The following is an 18,973-nucleotide window of genomic DNA, read 5'->3' on the forward strand; positions in this document are numbered from 1 at the left end:
ATTCTGGAGCTTTCCTTCAGTATAGAAAGGCATACACGCTACTGCCTTACCTTATGTAAAGAAGTTTAAAGATAACGCAGCCCTGAACACAAGTTAAGTGAATAAAAAAAGCGGCGCCTCAGCGCCGCCCTTTGTCGCACCCCGTGTTAAGAGGCGTCAGCCGTGCCCGGTAACGACTCCGGTGGCTGTGGTGCGAAACCGCGCAGGCCAACGACGTGTACGTGCTCGCTGTTCTGGAATACCTTACGCACCAGTTTATAGGTCGTCCCTTTTTCCGGGCTGATGTTTTCCGGCGCCGCGATAATGAGCTGCATATCAAGGCGATCGCAAAGCTCAAACAGCGTGGCAATGGAGCGGGCGTCGAGACGCGCCGCTTCATCGAGGAACAGCAGGCGGCATGGAGAGATGTCTTTGCCACGCAGACGACGCGCTTCATCTTCCCAGCTTTGCACCACCATCACCAGAATCGACATACCGGTACCGATGGCTTCCCCGGTAGAGAGCGCACCGGATTCAGCGCGCAGCCAGCCGTCGGAACCACGGTTAACCTCAACTTCCATTTCCAGATAGTTGCGGTAGTCCAGCAGCTCCTCACCGATGGTTTGTGGCGTACGCTGGCCCATGTCAATCTGCGGATTCAGACGCTGATACAGTTTCGCCAGCGCTTCGGAGAAGGTCAGGCGGTTACTGTTGAACAGATCCTGATGCTGCTCATGCTGTTCAGACAACACGTCCAGCAGCGTGGAGTGCGCTTCACGCACGTTCACGTTCAGCCGCACGCTGTTGACCTGGCCAAACGACACGCTTTGCAGACCCTGGTTCAGCTGACGGATACGGTTCTGCTCGCGCTGAATGGTTTTACGAATAATATTCGCCACGCTGCGGGAGCTGATTGCCAGCTTCTGTTCGCGGGAGGTCAGCTCCTCCGTCAGACGGCCCAGTTCGATCTCCATCTGTTCGATGGCTTCTACCGGATCGTCGGTACGGATGATGTCCTGACGAATACGCTCGCGTAAGTGCTGATAAACCGCCACGAAGAACTGAATTTTGCGCTCAGGACGCTTCGGATCTTCGGACATGCGCAGCACGTCGCGCAGGTGTTCATTGTCCGCCACGGCCAGACGCAGCGCACCCAGCGCCTTATCCGACATCGAACGCAGTTCATCGGCGGACAGGTACGCCAGCTCGCGACGGTGCAGACGACGTTCCACGTTATTGTCTTTCACCATGCGCATTACCGCGCACCAGCCCGCCTTCGCGGTCACAACCTGTTCACGCATCTCAAAATAGTCACGCTCCAGCTTGCGCAGGCGTCGTGTCAGGTTGTCCATTTCCGCTTCACAGAAGGTCAGCGCTTTTTCCAGCTGATTACGCCGCGCGCGGTTGTTGCTGAGCTGAGCATGCAGCTCATCGCGACGAATACGCGCCCGCTCTTCTGCACCGCTGTCGGCGCGCACCCCAATGTCCTGCAACTCTTTATGCAGATCGTTTAACAGCTCTTTCTTGGTGTCGAAGGAACTTTTCAGCGACGCCATGACCTGGCTGTACTGGCTCAGCTGTGCGGCGTGAGTACGCATCGCTTCACGGGCGCGCGTACGTTCTGCTTCGGCCTGCTCCAGACGCTGGCGCAGCTTTTCATTCAGATCGCTGTTCCCGCTCAGCATTTCTGCTGAATCGGAGTAGCCGAAGTGCGCGCGACGTTGCACCACTTCCGTCAGGGCAAACGCCTGCTGACGGGCTTCGCGCTGCACCTGCTGTGACCAGGCGTAATCTTCTTTTAACTGCTCAAACTGTTCCGGGTCGCTCTGAAGAACGGAAACCATCGGCTCCAGTTTTGCCAGCTGATTGCCGTGCTGCTGCACAAAGCGCGCCGCTTCCTGCGCTTCATCCAGACGTTCCTGAATTTCATCCACGCGGTCGGCGAGCGTATCGTCCGCCAGCAGGTTCAGGCGCGGCAGGATGCGGTTAAGCGCCGCAACGCCCTCTTTCGCCTGCTCGAACTGCACGCGGCTTTGCTGGTTGTCATTTTCATGGCTCGCAAGCGCACGCTCCAGCTCACCACGGCGGGTGTTGAGCTTACGAATTTCGGCTTCCGGATCGGGTTCAAAGGCAACGCCCAGATGGCTGCCGATAAAGCGGCTGAACGCCTGATGCAGACGCTGGGTTTTCTGCACATCAAACGACAGGGTTGCAAAACGTTCTGAAAGCGTTTCGCGCTCGGCGTGCAGGCTTTCAATTCGGTTTTCACGCGCGGCGCGGCCAAACAGCGGCAGTTCCGGGAAGCGCGAGTAACGCCACTGGCGATCGGCGATTTTCACCACCACCGCTTTTTCCAGCTCGTCGACGCTGAATACGCTGTCATCAAACGACTGCGGATCCCCTTCGATGAGGTAGAGATCTTCCGGACAGTCTTCCAGCCCTGCCAGCTGGTCTGAAATCAGCGACAGATCCGGCACCACAATCGCGTTACGGGACGGACCGTACAGCGCGGAGAAGTACGGCGCATCATCCAGACCAACGTCGTCGTAAATTTCAGACAGCAGCACGCCGCCGAAACGCTCGGCTAAGGCATTCAGGCGCGGATCTTCTGAGCCGCCAGGCTGGCTTAAACGCTCAATCTCTTCATCGACGTCACGCTTGCGCGCACCCACTTCGTCACGCTCAACAATCGCTTCACGCTCGCGCTCCAGCAGCTGTTGCATGTATTCGGTGACGTCCTGGCTGGAGGCAAACTCCTGGCCACACTGTTCGCTGAGCTGGTTCAGGCTGCTTTGTGCAGCCAGCCAGATCGGCGCACGCTGTAAGAGCGTCTTCGAACGCGACTGAAGCTGTTCCAGCTCCTGACGCAGCGTCATGCGCTGTTCGCTGGCGTTCGATACGGTATCCGACAGGGCCGCAATACGTGCTTCCAGCTCCTGGTGCAGGGCCTCAAGCTCGTCGAAATCGTAATTTTTACCCTGACGCTTGCAGAATTCCGCCAGCAGACGCTCCGCTTTCTGCTGTTCACGCAGACGCTGTTCCAGCTCGTTCAAGCGCATGCGCAGCGGCTGCACCTGCTCGGCCAGATGGCGTTGATTGACGCCGTCGCGCAGCAGTTCACGGGCAACGTCCCACGCTTCGTTACGCGCCAGAGGACCGTTAATCGCCACCACCAGCTGGTACGCCTGCTCAAACTGGCTGTGCGCCGTTTGCGCCACGCTCATTTTCTGATCGAGAGAAAGCAGTTTTTCAGTGGCTTCCTGCTCTTTGGCCTGGAACGTATCCAGCCATTCATCAGCGCTTTCCGGAGTCAGGTCCGGCAGGTGGCATAGCTCTTTAGCACGCTGCAACGCCTGCAACGCCTGGTTGTACTGAATCGCACGCGTCTGCTGCACGTCCAGCGCCTGCTGGTAGTCAGCGAGCTGGCTTTTCAGCTCATCCACTTCCAGCTCGGCGGCTTCCGCGCGGGCTTCGTTCTCTTCCTGCAACTCGGCGGCTTCGGCCACCACTTCGTTTTGCTCTTCAAGACGAATTTGCAGCTCATCAAGATCGGCTTCGTAGCGCTCGATTTTTTCCTGCTGACGCAGCGCGGTCTGCACCAGATTCAGGTGTTCGCTGGCTGCCTGGTAATCGGCTTCCAGATCCCCTTCGGCACCGTTGTGCTCACCCAGTTCGCGCGCCATTTCGACATGCTTATACTGCTCGGCCACCAGCTGTTTGCGGGAGGTAAACAGCTCGCGGCGATACTCTAACGCCTGGTCGAGATGGATGCGGCGCTCGTTGGCGTGGCGCATATAATCCGCCGCCACGTAGTTAGTGGCTTCGCTGATCAGGTGTTTAAACAGGTCGCGGTCAGACTGTGTGACGCGAATCGCTTCCAGCGTCATGCGGTTTTCACGCAGCGCAGCTTCCATATCCTGGAAGGCCTTACGCACGCCGCTGTTTTCCGGTAACAGATAGTCACGCAGGGAGCGGGTAATGGCGCTGGAGATACCGCCGTACAGAGAGGCTTCAATCAGACGGTAGTATTTACTACGATCTGACGCACTGCGCAGACGACGGGCCACCACGCCCAGATCGAACATCAGAGAGTGGTAGTCGGTAATGGAGTTAAACTGCTTAAACTGTACGCCTTCAATGGCTTCCAGCTTGTCTTTCAGCTCCTGGAGCGTCAGGACGCGCGCCTGGCGTTCATTCAGGGTTTCCGTCAGCAGCGCGGTTGGCTGTACGGAGGTTGGCAGCCCCTGGATCGCAAACGGTTTGATATCCACTTTACGGTCGCGGCCAGCAACCTGTTGCAGGCGCACGCCTACAACCACGCGCTGATGACGGGAGTTGATCACGTCCAGCACGGAATAACAGACGCCCGCTTTCAGCTTACCGTGCAGGCCTTTATCACGAGAGCCGCTCGTGGCGCCCGCTTCTGTGGTGTTACGGAAGTGCAGCAGGGTCAGGTCAGGGATCAGCGCCGTCACGAAGGCCGCCATGGTGGTGGATTTCCCCGCCCCGTTACCGCCGGAGAGCGTTGTCACCAGCTCATCCAGATCGAAGGTTCGGGCAAAGAAGCCGTTCCAGTTAATCAGCGTTAGTGAGCGAAATTTACCGCGTTCAATCATTACTCTTCCTCCCCGCTATCCGGCTGATTCTCTTCGTGCTCGTCATTGAGCTGCAAATGGTTTTCCACCGGCATCGCTTCACCGTCACGGATCATGCGCAGCTGTGCTTCACGCGCATCGTCACCCGCGCGCACGTCGGCGCCAAAGCGGAAGACCGATTCGGTGATGCGGAACTTACTGCTGTCGTGACCCATGAACCAGACCATTCCCAGACGGCGCAGACGGTTAAGGGAAGATCGCACTTTTTCCTGTAATTTCTGACGGTCCAGATCGGACCCCGTCGAGCGGTTATTCACCAGCTTAAGCAGCTTGCTTTCATCCGCCAGCGACAGCAGCTCATCGTAAAGCTCCTGCTGGGTGAAGATCCCTTCATTCGCCAGACGTTCCGGGCTGAGGTAGAGGTAGCAGAGAATTTTGCCGACCATCATATCCAGTTCGGAAAGCACCGAGCGCGGAATAAGCGTGGTAGAGCGCGGACGCAGGTAGAAAAAGCCTTCCGGCGCGCGGATCAGCTCAACGTTATAGCGAGCGTAAAACTCTTCCAGATACTCCTGAAAGTCCATCAAAAAGGCGTGATTATCCAGCTCGTCAAGGCCAATGTGACGACCGGCACGCAGCTGGCTGTCCAGCGCCGGAAACAACGGATTCGCCAGCGCCTGTGCCAGCTTAACTGGCATCACGTGTTCAATATTTGTCAATGACATGCGCCTGTACCTTGGCTCCGTAATCGTTAATCGGCTGCCACTTCGGCGGCAGTCCGGTGAAATCGGCTTGTGCGATGCCCAGGCGCACCGCCTGGTCTACAACAATGCGGGCAACATCGAAGTGGCGCGCGCGCGGATACTGCGCCAGATAGTCGCGTACCACGAGGCCAAGATCCAGCGGTGCTTGTCTGGTTTTGTAGACAGCGAGCTGTTCTTCGATCATCGCCGCAAGTTGCTCGCGAATTTCGTTAAATTCTTCGTATTCCAGATCCGGCGGCAGTTCCCCGGTGACCTCTTCATCGCGCAGCGCCATCTCTTCGTCGCGCATATCCAGCAGACGATCGGCGTTGGCATAGGTCAGCGCCCACGGCGCATCAAAGTAAGTCTGCACCGACTGGCGCAGACGCTGAGCAAAGAAGCGGTTTTTATCCATATCAATGGCGGTACGGATAAATTTATGCACGTGGCGGTCGTAGCCGATCCACAGGTCGATCGACTGCTGGCCCCAGCTGATAATACGGTCAAGCTTGCTTTGCAAATCGAACACCAGACGGTCGACAAAATGCAGATCGTCGTGCGCCATCGTCGCGTCCTGGATGCGCAGCAGGTTGGCCTGAAGCTTATCTCCCGCCGCCTCCAGCGTATCCTGCAATTCACGCAGTGTACCGGACGTTTCTGACAGTAAGAGTTCACAGCTGGAGATGGCCGCACGCCAGTCTTTATTCAGCAACTGGGCAATATCGTCTTTCACCTGCTGCTGCTGTTCGTCCATCAGACGTTGAGTCAGATCGATACTGTCGAAAATCTCGGCGACCGAGTATTTCAGCGGCGCGTAAACGTTGCGGTGCCAGTGGAATTCGTCACCGTTTTCATCGGCCGCGTCGGCGGCACGCTTCAGCTCGCCTGCAACAATAGAGAGCTGCATGGAGAGACGAAGGGTGGAAAACTCGCGCTGGCGGATGTAATAGTCGGTAATGCCAATGCCCAGGGGCGTAAGACGATAGATGGCGTTTCCTTCCGCCTGTTCGCTGGTAAAGCGGTTCAGCAGACGTTGACGCACCATATCATTGATTGCGTTGTTGGCACGCACGCTAATGGTTTCGCTGGTTTGCTCAAACGCATCACTGACGTGGCGGAACGCATCCACCAGTTCGCCTTCACTCATTTCGCCATCAAGACGTTCGCCGTTTAGCGTCGCAACCGCCAGCAGGAATGAGAGTCTGTCTACCGGCAGCGAGATGGAGAAATCGTTTTTCCTGGCCCAGGCAACCAGTTCGGGGACTGTCTGGGAAAATTCACTCATAGATTATCCTTGCATCTGCGGCTTGCGCGCGGTGACGTGTATATAGCGGCCAAGGCTCAGATAAGGCTCCTGGCGGCAGTACCGCGTCTCTATTTCTGTTAAGGCGTCTAAACAGTCATCCTGTTTTTGTTTATCACGCAGATAATCATGAAACACCCTCACGCCGGTTTTGCCGGTAATTTCCCAACCGATCTCCTCCAGCCAGCCATAGACCTGCTGCGGTTCACGGGGGAAATCCGGTGAAAGCGTGCGTCGTTTCTTTTTATACATGCCCTGCTGTACGTAGCCAAAATTGCCAACCAGCACGTTTCGCATCAGCAGGCCGTTGGCATTGTAAAACATCAGCGATAACGCACCGCCCGGGCGCAACATCGACCACAGCGTTTTTAACATTGCCTGTGGTTCGGCGACCCATTCGAGCACAGCATGAAACAATATCAGATCAACCTGCGTTTCCAAATGCTGCGGAATGTCCTGAGCGGCGCAATGTATAAAATGCATGTTGTCGCTCACACCTTCCTCTTCTGCCGCGCGCCCGGCGCGTGCAACCATCTCGGCAGAAAGATCGCAAAGCGTGACGTGATGTCCCCGCTGCGCCATCAGAATTGCAGTCTGGCCTTCCCCACCGCCGGCATCCAGCACGCGCAACGGTCGGTCACCGAATTCCGCCAGCAACTTGTCCAGATCCTGCCAGAGGATCGTCTGACGAAGCTGACCTTTGGTGGTGCCATAAATGTTGCGCGAAAACTTTTCCGCGATGTCATCAAAATTGCGATCCCGCATTGGGAGGGTTCCACTCACTGCAAAACCGCTATTTTGTCACACCCGCGCGGAGAATGAACCACTCTGGTGTAATATCACGGGCAATCGCCTGCTGTATGGTTAAAAAAGGAACCAAAAAGGATGCTTTTTACCCTAAAAAAATATCTCGGAGGCATGATGCTTCCTCTTCCCCTGCTGCTGCTTCTCATCGCGCTGGGGCTGGCATTGATATGGTTTAGCCGCTTTCAGAAAAGCGGTAAATCTCTCGTTACCGTGGGCTGGCTGGCGCTGCTGTTACTCAGCCTGCAACCGGTCGCTGACGGTTTGTTACGTCCGATTGAAAACACCTACCCGACATGGCAGGGAAGTCAGAAGGTAGGCTATATCGTGGTGCTGGGCGGCGGGTATACCTGGGATCCACACTGGGCACCCAGCTCGAACCTGATCAATAACAGTCTGCCGCGTCTGAACGAGGGGATCCGCCTGTGGCTGGCCAATCCGGGATCGAAGATGATCTTCACGGGCGCTGCGGCAAAAACCAACCCGGTCAGTACCGCTGAAGCAGGAGCGAGAGTGGCTGAATCCCTTGGCGTACCACGCTCCGCCATCATCACGCTGGATAGCCCAAAAGATACCGAAGAAGAGGCGGCCGCAGTGAAACAGGCCATCGGTGATGTCCCATTCCTGTTGGTGACTTCTGCTTCACACCTGCCGCGCGCAATGATTTTCTTTGAGCAGCAGGGCCTGCATCCGCTTCCTGCTCCGGCAAACCAGATGGCTATTGACGCCCCGCTCAATCCGTGGGAACGAATAATCCCGTCCCCGGTATGGCTGATGCACAGCGACCGCGTCGGCTACGAGACGCTTGGCCGCCTCTGGCAGTGGCTCAAAGGTTCGTCAGGCAAGCCAGGGCAGGAGTGATTTAGCGGCCAGATCGAAACTGGCGCGATTAAAGCGCCCGGTGTTGACCAGCTGCGCCACCTCATCCCAGAGCAGATAGAGCCAGCGCCGCCAGAGAAAGGCCTCCGCAACGGGGGCGCGCTGAAGATAGTGCCAGAGCAAATCTTCCGCCGCCCCGCCCTCGCTGAGCCGGAACAGTTCGTACTCACGCGGCGCCCAGAGCATGATCCCCGGCCCGACCATCGCCAGCAGCTGGTCGCTGCGCGAGTCTTTCAGCATACTGCGCAGCGTGAAGTTGCCGTGCACCAGCACGCAGTTGTCGTTAAAACCTTCAAACAGCGTCGGCAGACATTCCCGGGTGCGGAACAGAATACGTTTGTCCTGCATCGTTAAACCGGTGTTGTTGAACTGGTTCAGCGTGCCCCACAGCACTTCGACACGCTGGCGATACCACAGCGGCCACAGGTTTTCCTGCGTGCTGTCTACCGCGCCGACAAGACCCCGGCTGTCCTGCCGGTGCCAGGCAAGCAGAGCCTCAACAATCTGATCTTTCAGCTGCTCCCAGCGCGCCGGTGTACGTGTCGGGGCCTCAACAGAGACCCCGCGTAAACGCTCAATAAGCAGAACATCCGGGCCGGGATGATCCTCATGCGTCATCACGCCGTAAACCGTCGGCATACGGACCGTTCCTTCCCGCGCCAGCATTGACATTTTCCAGGCCAGCTGTCTGGCGACACCCGGCGAGGTAAAACTTCTGGCCATCAGCGGCATGGGGTTTCCCTGACTGTCATACAACGACCAGAGTGCGGTATCGGCCTTTTCATTCACGCACTCCACCCGGCTTAGCTTTTCGCCCAGCAGATGGCTGAGTTCAGCACGCAGTTGTTCCATATGAGATTCCCCCCATTAAGACTACTGCTTTTATAATGAGCGCGTGAACCCCGGATGTCACCCGGTAGAGATCAATAATGAAAAAGAAAAGGGAAAAATAGCCAGGCGGGAGAGCATCCCCCCGAACGAGGGGATGCCAGCGAATTAACGCATTTCGACGCGTACGCGCTCAAGATCTTCAGGGGTATCCACGCCGGTGCCAGGGATTTCCCGGGCAACCGCAACGTGAATTTTCTCGCCGTACCACAGCACACGAAGCTGTTCGAGCATTTCGATATGCTCCAGCGGGCTTGGCGACCAGGCGACATAGCGACGAATAAAACCGGCGCGGTAGCCATAAATTCCAATGTGGCGCAGGAAGGTTTCGCCGATCGTCTCTTTCGATTGTGCAAAACGGTCGCGATCCCACGGAATGGTGGCGCGGGAGAAATAGAGCGCGTAGCCCTCTGCGTCCGTGACCACTTTCACCGCATTCGGATTGAACGCCTCTTCAGCGTGGTGAATCGGCACCGCGAGGGTCGCCATGCCAACCTGACGCTGCGCCAGGTTGTCGGCCACCTGACGGATAATCGCCGCCGGGATCATCGGCTCATCGCCCTGCACGTTCACAATCACCGTCTCGTCGCTGAAACCGCATTTTCCGACGACTTCCGCCAGACGCTCGGTGCCTGACTGATGATCGGCACGGGTCATGCACACTTCCCCACCCGCGGCCTCAACCGCTCGCGCGACATCCGGGTGATCGGTGGCGACGATGACCCGTCCGGCACCCGATTCGCGCGCCCGTTCAAGCACGTGCACAATCATCGGCTTACCGTTGATATCCACCAGCGGTTTACCCGGCAGGCGCGTTGAAGCATAACGCGCAGGGATAATGACAACAAAACTCATGGTTTGCTCTCTTCTGCCACCAGGGAACGGGCTTCATTTTCCAGCAGGACCGGAATACCGTCACGCAGCGGGAATGCCAGGCTGTCCAGTTTGCAAATCAGCTCTTGTTTATCCTGGCTGTAATAGAGTTTGCCGTTGCACACCGGGCAGGCAATAATTTCAAGTAAACGGTGATCCATAGTTCCTCCGTATGGGTAATCGCTAAAGCTTATCACATTCCGTTTTCAGGGAGTGTCTGTTTCCCAGCCACCTCGACAGGTCGTAAACAGCCCCGCAGGTACGTGACCGAGTACAATTTCATGCGCCCCCTGCCAGCGCGCAAAGTCACTGAGCGCAGTCGTTAACCCTTTTTCCAGGCCAGCCGTCACTTTTATGCCCTCTTCGAGCCAGAGCGCGATAATTTCAAGCATGCCGGTTTTACGGTGCATTTTAGCGTCCATCCGCCCGACCAGCTGGCCTTTGTGCAGCAGCGGCAAAACAAAATAACCATACTGACGCCTTGACGCCGGGGTGTAGCATTCCAGACGGTAGCTGAAATGAAACAACTGCCCGGCCCGCTTTCTGTCCCAGACGACGGGGTCGAAAGGCGACAGCACGGCACTGTGGGTCGCCTGGAGTTTGCCCTCCTGCGCCTGCGGCAGCAGAGGGAACAAATCCGCATGCAACCACATTTCACCTAACGACGCTACCGAGACCGGCATGACGCGCTGTTCGCGCTGCCACGTTTCCAGCAGCGGTTTTAGCTGCGGCTGACGCAGACGATAATAATCCGCCAGCCACTGCGGGCGAAATATGCCCAGGCTGCGGGCGCTGTTTTCAAGCATGATGGCTTCGGCTGCGTCCTGAGACAGCAGGTCACGCGTATCGTCCCAGTGGGGCATTACGCGGTGCGTGAGGTCATAGACGCGCTGAAAATTGCGACGCTCGACCACCATCACTTTGCCCGACGTAAACAGCCCTTCGAGATGGCGTTTGTGCGGTTTCCACTCCCACCATCCGCTTGCGCCTTTTCGCGGATGTTCAAAATCCGCGGAGCGTACCGGACCGTTTTCCTGAATATGGGCAATCAGTTGCTCTATTTCCGTCGCGTGTTCCACCATCCACTCCTGGCGGTATTTCCAGCCCATTTTCTCCGGGGCGAGCATGCGGTGACGCACCAGTGAAAAATCGCTGCGCGGGAGAAAACAGGCTTCATGCGCCCAGTATTCCATCAGTTCGCCCTGACTCAGCGCATTATCCAGCCATTGCGGAGGATAGTTTCCCAGGCGGCTAAACAGGACCAGATACGGGCTACGCGCCACGATGTTAATGGTGTCGATTTGCAGCAACGACATGCGTTGCACGGTTGAGAGGATATCCGCTGGCTGCGCGCGGCGGCGGGGCTTTTTCAGAAGCCCCTGGGCGGCAAGATGCAAGTTTCGTGCGGCTGCAAGTGAGAGTTGCGGTAGAGACATGCGTTTTCCTGTCAGTCAAAGCGCCACCGGAACCGCGTAGAAGTTACTGCACTAACGCGAGCAGTTCCTTGAGCAAATGTTCCGGCTGTTCGCCGCTGAGTTCAGCGTCAACCGGCAGATACCACCAGTTTTCTTTCGCAAAGGCCCGGCATTTTACCGCGTCTTTTTCCGTCATGATCAGCGTCTGACCCGGCGCTGCCAGCCTGTCGACCTCTTCGGCAACCAGCGCCTGGTGATCGGCCAGCGGTACACGTTTTTCCAGCTGTGCGCCACATTGCTCCAGCGTCGCGAAGAACCGCGGCGGATGACCAATCCCGGCCATCGCAACCAGTTGCCCCAGATGTGCGACGTCTTTACGTTCGCCGGTCAGCAAATTCACGGCCTGTCCGGGACGAAGATGCATTGGGATTTCGCCCGCTCTGGCTTCACCGCCGTTCACAATCACGGCATCGACGGTTTTCAGGCGCGACGCACGCTCACGCACAGGCCCGGCGGGCAGCCACCAGCCGTTGCCAAAACGCCGAACGCCATCAATGACCACGATCTCTTTGTCACGCGCCAGCGCGTAATGCTGCAAACCATCATCAGTAATAATGATTTGTACGTCATGCTTCGCAAGCAGTGCCTTCACGGCATCACTGCGCACCGGCGATACCGCGACCGGCGCGCCTGTACGCTGGTAAATCAGTACCGGCTCATCACCGGCTTCAGCGGTTGTCGAGTCAGGGCTCAGCACCAGAGGATACTGCGCCGCTTTGCCACCGTAACCGCGTGAGACAACCCCCGCGCGGATGCCGCGCTTCTGGAGTTGTTCTACCAGCCAGATCACCACCGGGGTTTTGCCGTTTCCACCCGCCGTCAGGTTACCGACCACCACTACCGGTACCGGTGCGCGCCAGGCGCGCTTGATCCCGAGGCGATAAAGCAGACGAATAGCACCGCTCACCAGGCCATACAGCCAGGAGAGCGGGAGTAGCAGCACCCACAGAGGGGATTCACCTGACCAGATGCGTGCAATCATTGACCGAACTGCATTTTATGAAGCTGCGCGTAAACACCCCGTTGTTCCAGCAGGTCCGCATGGCTGCCGCGTTCAACGATCACGCCGTCTTCCACCACCACGATTTCGTCAGCCTGTTCGATAGTCGACAGGCGGTGCGCGATAACCAGCGAGGTGCGGTTTTTCTGTAATTCATCCAGAGCCGACTGGATAGCGCGTTCAGATTCCGTATCCAGTGCAGATGTCGCTTCATCCAGGATCAGAATCGGACTGTTGCGCAGCAGCGCACGGGCTATCGCGATACGCTGACGCTGACCACCGGAGAGCAGCACGCCGTTTTCGCCAATGACCGTATCCAGACCATTATCCATTTTGTTAATGAAGTCCATCGCATAGGCCATACGCGCCGCATTCTCGATCTCTTCGCGGCTGTACTCTTCGGTACGGGCATAGGCAATGTTGTTCGCCACCGTATCGTTGAACAGATGCACGTTCTGCGAGACCAGCGCGACCTGATTACGCAGCGACTGTAGGGTATATTCCCGCAGGTCATGACCATCCAGCAGGATCTCGCCCTGGTCGATATCGTAGAAACGGGTAATCAGGCTGGCAATGGTCGACTTGCCTGAACCGGAACGACCTACCAGCGCAACGGTTTTCCCCGCCGGGATGGACAGGCTGATATCGCGTAGCGCCGGTACTTCGCGACCAGGATAGGTAAAGGTGACGTTGCGGAATTCCAGGTCGCCTTTAGCGCGCGCGATCACGCGTGTCCCTTCATCTTTTTCCTGTTCGGAATCGAGGATGCTGAACAGCGTCTGGCAGGCTGCCATCCCACGCTGGAACTGGGCGTTGACGTTGGTCAGCGATTTCAGCGGACGCATCAGCGCAATCATGGATGAGAACACCACGGTAATGGTACCCGCAGTCAGGGTTTCCATGACGCTCGGGAAGCTTGCAGCATAAAGGACAAAGGCCAGTGCCAGAGAGGCAATCAGCTGAATGATCGGATCGGAAATCGACGAGGCCGATACCATTTTCATTCCTTGCAGGCGCATTCGGTTGCTGACCTTATCAAAGCGTTTGGTTTCGACTGCCTGACCGCCGAAAATCAACACTTCTTTATGGCCTTTCAGCATCTGCTCGGCGCTGGTAGTCACCTGCCCCATCGTATTCTGCATATTTTTACTGATGTTGCGAAAACGCTTTGATACCACGCGAATAGCGATAGAAACAATCGGTGCCAGCACAATAAGGATAAGCGACAGTTGCCAGCTGTAATAGAACATCATCGCAAACAGACCGATGATGGATGCGCCTTCACGCACAACGGTAATCAGTGCGCTGGATGAGGAGGACGCTACCTGCTCTGAATCGTAGGTAATACGTGACAGCAGCGTACCGGTTGACTGTTTATCAAAGAATGAGACTGGCATCCCCATCATATGGCTGAACAACCGACGGCGCATGGTCATCACCACTTTACCGGATACCCAGGAGATGCAGTAGCTGGATACATAGCTGGAGATGCCGCGTAAGATCATCAGCCCAATAACCACCAGCGGCATCCATAGCAGCACTGAACGATCCGTTTTACCAAAACCGTCATCCAGTAACGGTTTGAGGAGCGATAACATAAACGTATCGCTGGCTGCGTTGAGGATTAACGCTACGCCCGCCACGATCAAGCCTGCTTTGAAAGGAGCAATCATCGGCCAGAGCCGGCGGAACGTTTGCCACGTGGAGAGATCTTTGTCGTTATGCATTCAAAAAACCAGCATTTGTTGAAATAGCCGCATATTCTACCCGTTATCTACGGGCGCGCCAAACCACTGATGATACCAACGCGGTAAATAGTGTTCGCGTAAGCGGCGAATTTGCCGACTATGGTGCGAAAACGTCACGGATATCTGCCCGGACTGCGGGGTATCAAGCCAGAGATAACCCTCATTTCGATAGCGCCGGACCACTTTGACGGAAGGGAAACGCCACGCGTTATAGCGGGCCATTGAGGCCAGCGACACCTGCCCCTCCACGCGCTGTAGCAGCGGTGTTGAGGATGACGTGTTACTTCCATGATGCGGCACCTGAATCAGTGTAGCCGTAAGTTGACGCCAGCGGTGGCTCAGCATTCCCAGTTCTGCCTGCGCTTCAATATCCCCGGTCAGTAAAACGCTCTGTTCGCCGTCATCAATTTTTACCACGCAGGAGCGGTTGTTACCTTTCACCGGAGTGTTTGCGGGTGGCCAGTGCACGGAGAACGTTAATCCCTGCCACTGCCATCGCTGCCCACGAAAGCAGGGAAGATGCCCGGCCCAGGCTAAGGGGCTTCTGATCCACATTGCGGGCCAGGCAGCTTTTAGCGATGCCAGTCCCCCCGCGTGATCGAGGTGTTCATGGCTCAGGATCACCCCTTCCGGCCTCAGGTGATGCCAGCGTAGCCAGGGGATGATCAGCTGCTGCGCGCTGTCCCCACCGGGCCATGCCAGCCCCGTGTCATACAGAATCGCCTTACCGTGACGCTCAATGACCATCGCCAGCCCCTGCCCTACATCCAGCATATGCAGGGACCAGCTGTCGGTTTTTACCCTGTGCCAGAGTGGAAATGCCAGTACCACGCTGCCTGCCAGACAGACTGCGGGTACTGTGCTGAAGGCCCTGAATCGCCAGCCAATGATCAGCAGCCACGGCAGTAACGCCAGGTATTGCCAGCGTTCATCAACGTCCTGCCAGCCATTCGGTAAACGCATCAATAGCCAGAAAAGCCCTGCCAGAGATTTATCGGCAGCCAGCCAGACGATACTTTCCAGCGCCGCCACAGGAAACAGATGCAGAAACATGCCGAGCAGGATCAGCGGAACTGAAATAAAGGTCACCAGAGGAACAGCAAACAGATTCGCCACCAGCGAAGAGAGACTGAAACCATGGAAAATCAATACCTGTAGCGGCAACAGAAGCAGCAGCATTCCGACCTGCAAATACAACAGCGTAATCAGCGTCCGCAGGCACCAGCCCCGTTGCCAGTGCGCAAGAGGCAGCCACTGATACCAAAAAATAAGCGCGGCGACCGCAAACGCTGACAACGCCAGGCTTTGTGACAGTACCGCCAGTGGGTCAAAAATCAGGATCGCCGCCACGCAGGTAAGCCATACCTGCCAGGGCGACCACTGGCGACCGCTCATTTTTAATGCAGCCAGTGCCACAAGCGCAATAACCGTACGCAGCGCGGGCGGCTGCAAGCCCGTTAACCATGAGTAAAACGCGGCAAAAATCAGTCCTGCCAGCAAGGGAATTTGCCAGATAATCCAGCGGCCCGGCAGGAAGAACTGGATGCCCCGCGCCAGAAACCAGATAACGGAAGCGGCCAGCGCAATATGCAATCCCGAGATTGCCATCAGATGCATCGTACCGGTCTCGCGCATCAGGTTTTTTATCTCCCGCGAGACCGACAGCCGCTCACCCATTCCCAGCCCCAGGATCACGGTCCCCCACTGATATGCAGAAAGTGTATTCTGTAGTGATGTCAGATATTGCGCACGCAGACTACAGTGTGCGTCCACAATCTCCGCATGGGTAAACCGTCCGCTCAGCGTCTGGTGTCGTGCAAAGGCATTTTTCTGCGAATCATAACCGCCATCGTTGAGTTCTCCATGCACTGCCCTGAGCCGCAGGGTCATTGCCCAGCGTTGGCCGACGCAGACGTTTTGTGGCAGGTAGTTGCCATACAGCGCCACGCCCATGGCAGCCCACACGCGCTTCCCATTGAGGCTGACAATCCTTCCCTGATGCATCGTTGCGCCGTCCGTTGCGGTAATGACTACCTCGGCCTGCTGCGGTGCTTTCGTCAAATGGTTCATCGGCCACACGCTTTCCTGAGCGGCCAGAATGCCCCAGCATAAAAAGAGCAATGCAAGGCCTGAAAACGTAAGCCATTTTCTCTGCTGTAGTGATAACGCGATTCCTGCGGCAATCAGCATCCAGACGGTCTGCAAATCTGGCAAAACGGGCAACCAATAGAGCGGGATGATGGCCAGAATGGCGCAAATACTGATGACGTGGATCCCCATCTTCACCTCCATGTTTCAGGTGATTATGCGGCGGGACTGATGCGTCGTCAGACAGAAAAGGCGGGATTTACAGCGGGCGCTGCAACGTTTTTAAGTGTTTACAGAAAAGAGAAGCTGAGAATGCGGCGCGTATTCAGAAATACAGAGGCGGGATACAAAAAAAGCACCCTGAGGTGCTTTCTTTAAACTCAGTTTAACCTTAAGGATTAAACTCAGTTACCGTAAATATTGGCGCGATCGCGCAGTTCTTTACCCGGCTTAAAGTGCGGAACATACTTTCCTTCCAGCTCCACTTTATCGCCAGTCTTCGGGTTACGCCCGGTACGTGGTGCACGATAGTGCAGAGAAAAACTACCGAAACCGCGGATTTCAATGCGCTCGCCCTGGGCAAGAGTGGTAGCCATATGCTCCAGCATCTCTTTAACGGCATCTTCCACAGCCTTGGCAGGGATATGCGGTTGCTGACTGGCAAGTCTTTCAATCAATTCTGACTTGGTCATGATTCCTCCGGTTCCTTTCAAACCCATTAGCTAAACAGCTTATTAAACAAGGGCGGCCGTAGCCGCCCTTTGTTATTGATTACAGGACGAATCCTGCAATCTGTCAAGTCTGCTCTCCATCCTTCGCGCTGTAAATGCGTTACAGCTCAAATGATGGTGCGGACCTGAACTTACTCGCCTTTAGCTGCTTTGAAAGCTTCAGCCATTGCGTTGTTAGAGAAGTTTGCATCTTCCTGTTTGTTCACAGTTGCGATTGCATCTTTCTCATCAGCTTCGTCTTTAGCACGAACAGACAGGCTGATTGCACGGTTCTTACGGTCAACACCGGTGAACTTAGCTTCCACGTCGTCGCCAACGCTCAGAACCAGAGTTGCATCTTCAACGCGGTCACGTGAAGCTTCGGAAGCGCGCAGGTAACCTTCAACGCCGTCAGCCAGTTCTACGGTTGCGCCTTTAGCGTCAACAGCAGTCACTTTACCGTTTACGATTGCGCCTTTCTTGTTCAGTGCAACCCAGTTGTTGAACGGATCTTCTGCGAGCTGTTTAACGCCCAGGGAGATACGCTCACGCTCTGCGTCAACTTGCAGAACAACTGCTGCGATTTCGTCGCCTTTTTTGTATTCACGAACTGCTTCTTCGCCTGCAACGTTCCAGGAGATGTCAGACAGGTGAACCAGGCCATCGATGCCGCCGTCCAGGCCGATGAAGATACCGAAGTCAGTGATAGACTTGATTTTACCTTCAACACGGTCGCCCTTGTTGTGGGTTTCCGCGAACTGCTGCCATGGGTTGTTTTTGCACTGCTTCAGGCCCAGGGAGATACGACGACGTTCTTCATCGATATCCAGAACCATCACTTCCACTACATCACCAACGTTAACAACTTTGGATGGGTGGATGTTTTTGTTGGTCCAGTCCATTTCGGAAACGTGCACCAGACCTTCAACGCCTTCTTCGATTTCAACGAAGCAGCCGTAGTCAGTCAGGTTGGTCACGCGACCAGTCAGTTTAGTACCTTCTGGGTAACGCTTAGCGATAGCTACCCATGGATCTTCGCCCAGCTGTTTCAGGCCGAGGGATACACGAGTACGCTCGCGGTCGAACTTCAGCACTTTAACAGTGATTTCGTCGCCCACGTTCACGATTTCGCTTGGGTGCTTAACGCGTTTCCACGCCATGTCGGTGATGTGCAGCAGGCCATCAACGCCGCCCAGGTCAACGAATGCGCCGTAGTCAGTGAGGTTCTTAACGATACCTTTGACTTCCATGCCTTCCTGCAGGTTTTCCAGCAGCTGATCGCGTTCTGCGCTGTTTTCGGATTCGATAACGGCACGACGGGAAACAACAACGTTGTTACGCTTCTGGTCCAGCTTGATTACTTTGAACTCAAGCTCTTTGCCTTCGAGGTGCAGGGTGTCACGGACTGGACGAACGTCTACCAGTGAACCTGGCAGGAACGCACGAATACCATTCAGCTCAACAGTGAAGCCACCTTTAACTTTGCCGTTGATAACACCGACCACAGTTTCAGCTTCTTCGTAAGCTTTCTCCAGCGTGATCCATGCTTCGTGACGTTTCGCTTTCTCACGAGACAGCAGGGTTTCGCCGAAGCCGTCTTCTACTGCGTCCAGAGCAACGTCAACTTCGTCACCTACCTGGATTTCCAGCTCGCCCTGGGCGTTTTTGAACTGCTCAGCCGGGATGGCAGACTCAGATTTCAGACCGGCGTCAACCAGTACTACGTCTTTGTCGATAGCAACAACAACGCCACGAACGATGGAACCCGGACGGGTTTCGATTTCTTTTAAGGATTCTTCAAACAGTTGAGCAAAAGATTCAGTCATGTTTAATCTTCAGGTTAATATTAACGTCCACCTGGCTCCGTGCCGGATGGGGTTGTTTCACA

General features: G+C 56.0%; 14 protein-coding genes. 1 reads left to right on the top strand and 13 read right to left on the bottom strand.

Going from position 1 to position 18,973, the window contains the following annotated elements:
* Positions 1-146: 146 nt before the first annotated feature.
* Genes mukB through cmoM form a run of 4 tightly spaced genes read right to left on the bottom strand, consistent with a single transcriptional unit; the run spans position 147 to position 7,385 of the window.
* Positions 147-4,595 (bottom strand): chromosome partition protein MukB, encoded by a 4,449-nt coding sequence (mukB, locus tag ACOTX7_RS11945; RefSeq protein ID WP_221257174.1) that lies wholly within the window; start codon positions 4,593-4,595, stop codon positions 147-149.
* Positions 4,595-5,299 carry a chromosome partition protein MukE gene (gene mukE / locus ACOTX7_RS11950; protein WP_017384823.1) on the bottom strand — a complete coding sequence of 235 codons (705 nt, stop codon included), beginning with the start codon at positions 5,297-5,299 and terminating at the stop codon, positions 4,595-4,597. Before mukE ends, mukB begins: the two co-directional genes overlap by 1 nt.
* The gene (gene mukF, locus ACOTX7_RS11955) at positions 5,280-6,602 is read right to left on the bottom strand and encodes a chromosome partition protein MukF (protein ID WP_221257173.1); all 1,323 of its coding nucleotides are present in this window, start codon (positions 6,600-6,602) and stop codon (positions 5,280-5,282) included. Before mukF ends, mukE begins: the two co-directional genes overlap by 20 nt.
* 3 nt (positions 6,603-6,605) lie before the next feature.
* Entirely contained in the window at positions 6,606-7,385 is a 780-nt protein-coding gene (gene cmoM, locus ACOTX7_RS11960) for a tRNA uridine 5-oxyacetic acid(34) methyltransferase CmoM (protein WP_221257172.1), read from the bottom strand.
* Between the two features lie 120 nt (positions 7,386-7,505).
* Here cmoM and elyC point away from each other — a divergent pair, with 120 nt between their 5' ends.
* Positions 7,506-8,285 (top strand): envelope biogenesis factor ElyC, encoded by a 780-nt coding sequence (elyC, locus tag ACOTX7_RS11965; RefSeq protein WP_221257171.1) that lies wholly within the window; start codon positions 7,506-7,508, stop codon positions 8,283-8,285.
* On the opposite strand, the gene ACOTX7_RS11970 is transcribed toward elyC, so the two are convergent.
* The 9 genes from ACOTX7_RS11970 to rpsA all read right to left on the bottom strand — a co-directional run bounded on the left by ACOTX7_RS11970 (position 8,262) and on the right by rpsA (position 18,911).
* Positions 8,262-9,155: a YcbJ family phosphotransferase gene (locus tag ACOTX7_RS11970; protein ID WP_006809375.1), complete on the bottom strand. Its 894-nt coding sequence runs from the start codon at positions 9,153-9,155 to the stop codon at positions 8,262-8,264. The two genes, elyC and ACOTX7_RS11970, sit on opposite strands and share 24 nt — an antisense overlap.
* A 144-nt stretch (positions 9,156-9,299) precedes the next feature.
* Positions 9,300-10,046 carry a 3-deoxy-manno-octulosonate cytidylyltransferase gene (gene kdsB / locus ACOTX7_RS11975; protein WP_221257170.1) on the bottom strand — a complete coding sequence of 249 codons (747 nt, stop codon included), beginning with the start codon at positions 10,044-10,046 and terminating at the stop codon, positions 9,300-9,302.
* Complete coding sequence (gene ycaR, locus ACOTX7_RS11980) at positions 10,043-10,225, bottom strand: protein YcaR (protein ID WP_006174474.1); 183 nt, start codon at positions 10,223-10,225, stop codon at positions 10,043-10,045. Before ycaR ends, kdsB begins: the two co-directional genes overlap by 4 nt.
* Before the next feature lie 45 nt (positions 10,226-10,270).
* Positions 10,271-11,500, bottom strand: a complete 1,230-nt coding sequence (locus tag ACOTX7_RS11985; RefSeq protein WP_221257169.1) for a winged helix-turn-helix domain-containing protein — start codon at positions 11,498-11,500, stop codon at positions 10,271-10,273.
* Between the two features lie 43 nt (positions 11,501-11,543).
* A complete protein-coding gene (lpxK, locus tag ACOTX7_RS11990; RefSeq protein ID WP_221257168.1) occupies positions 11,544-12,521 on the bottom strand; it encodes a tetraacyldisaccharide 4'-kinase in 978 nt (325 codons plus the stop codon).
* Complete coding sequence (msbA, locus tag ACOTX7_RS11995) at positions 12,518-14,266, bottom strand: lipid A ABC transporter ATP-binding protein/permease MsbA (protein ID WP_221257167.1); 1,749 nt, start codon at positions 14,264-14,266, stop codon at positions 12,518-12,520. Before msbA ends, lpxK begins: the two co-directional genes overlap by 4 nt.
* 36 nt (positions 14,267-14,302) lie before the next feature.
* Positions 14,303-16,567: a ComEC family protein gene (locus tag ACOTX7_RS12000; protein ID WP_221257166.1), complete on the bottom strand. Its 2,265-nt coding sequence runs from the start codon at positions 16,565-16,567 to the stop codon at positions 14,303-14,305.
* Between the two features lie 212 nt (positions 16,568-16,779).
* The gene (gene ihfB / locus ACOTX7_RS12005) at positions 16,780-17,067 is read right to left on the bottom strand and encodes an integration host factor subunit beta (protein ID WP_003858233.1); all 288 of its coding nucleotides are present in this window, start codon (positions 17,065-17,067) and stop codon (positions 16,780-16,782) included.
* A 170-nt stretch (positions 17,068-17,237) separates the two neighbouring features.
* Entirely contained in the window at positions 17,238-18,911 is a 1,674-nt protein-coding gene (gene rpsA / locus ACOTX7_RS12010; RefSeq protein ID WP_003858235.1) for a 30S ribosomal protein S1, read from the bottom strand.
* Positions 18,912-18,973 lie beyond the last annotated feature (62 nt).

It is taken from the genome of Enterobacter cloacae complex sp. IR5418, from assembly GCF_049238105.1.
Taxonomy (GTDB): domain Bacteria; phylum Pseudomonadota; class Gammaproteobacteria; order Enterobacterales; family Enterobacteriaceae; genus Enterobacter; species Enterobacter hormaechei.

Bases quoted from the DNA above. Each gene is read 5' to 3' on its own strand.
- mukB (WP_221257174.1), bottom strand. From the start codon at position 4,595: ATGATTGAACGCGGTAAATTTCGCTCACTAACGCTGATTAACTGGAAC.
- mukE (WP_017384823.1), bottom strand. From the start codon at position 5,299: ATGTCATTGACAAATATTGAACACGTGATGCCAGTTAAGCTGGCACAG.
- mukF (WP_221257173.1), bottom strand. From the start codon at position 6,602: ATGAGTGAATTTTCCCAGACAGTCCCCGAACTGGTTGCCTGGGCCAGG.
- cmoM (WP_221257172.1), bottom strand. From the start codon at position 7,385: ATGCGGGATCGCAATTTTGATGACATCGCGGAAAAGTTTTCGCGCAAC.
- elyC (WP_221257171.1), top strand. From the start codon at position 7,506: ATGCTTTTTACCCTAAAAAAATATCTCGGAGGCATGATGCTTCCTCTT.
- ACOTX7_RS11970 (WP_006809375.1), bottom strand. From the start codon at position 9,155: ATGGAACAACTGCGTGCTGAACTCAGCCATCTGCTGGGCGAAAAGCTA.
- kdsB (WP_221257170.1), bottom strand. From the start codon at position 10,046: ATGAGTTTTGTTGTCATTATCCCTGCGCGTTATGCTTCAACGCGCCTG.
- ycaR (WP_006174474.1), bottom strand. From the start codon at position 10,225: ATGGATCACCGTTTACTTGAAATTATTGCCTGCCCGGTGTGCAACGGC.
- ACOTX7_RS11985 (WP_221257169.1), bottom strand. From the start codon at position 11,500: ATGTCTCTACCGCAACTCTCACTTGCAGCCGCACGAAACTTGCATCTT.
- lpxK (WP_221257168.1), bottom strand. From the start codon at position 12,521: ATGATTGCACGCATCTGGTCAGGTGAATCCCCTCTGTGGGTGCTGCTA.
- msbA (WP_221257167.1), bottom strand. From the start codon at position 14,266: ATGCATAACGACAAAGATCTCTCCACGTGGCAAACGTTCCGCCGGCTC.
- ACOTX7_RS12000 (WP_221257166.1), bottom strand. From the start codon at position 16,567: ATGGGGATCCACGTCATCAGTATTTGCGCCATTCTGGCCATCATCCCG.
- ihfB (WP_003858233.1), bottom strand. From the start codon at position 17,067: ATGACCAAGTCAGAATTGATTGAAAGACTTGCCAGTCAGCAACCGCAT.
- rpsA (WP_003858235.1), bottom strand. From the start codon at position 18,911: ATGACTGAATCTTTTGCTCAACTGTTTGAAGAATCCTTAAAAGAAATC.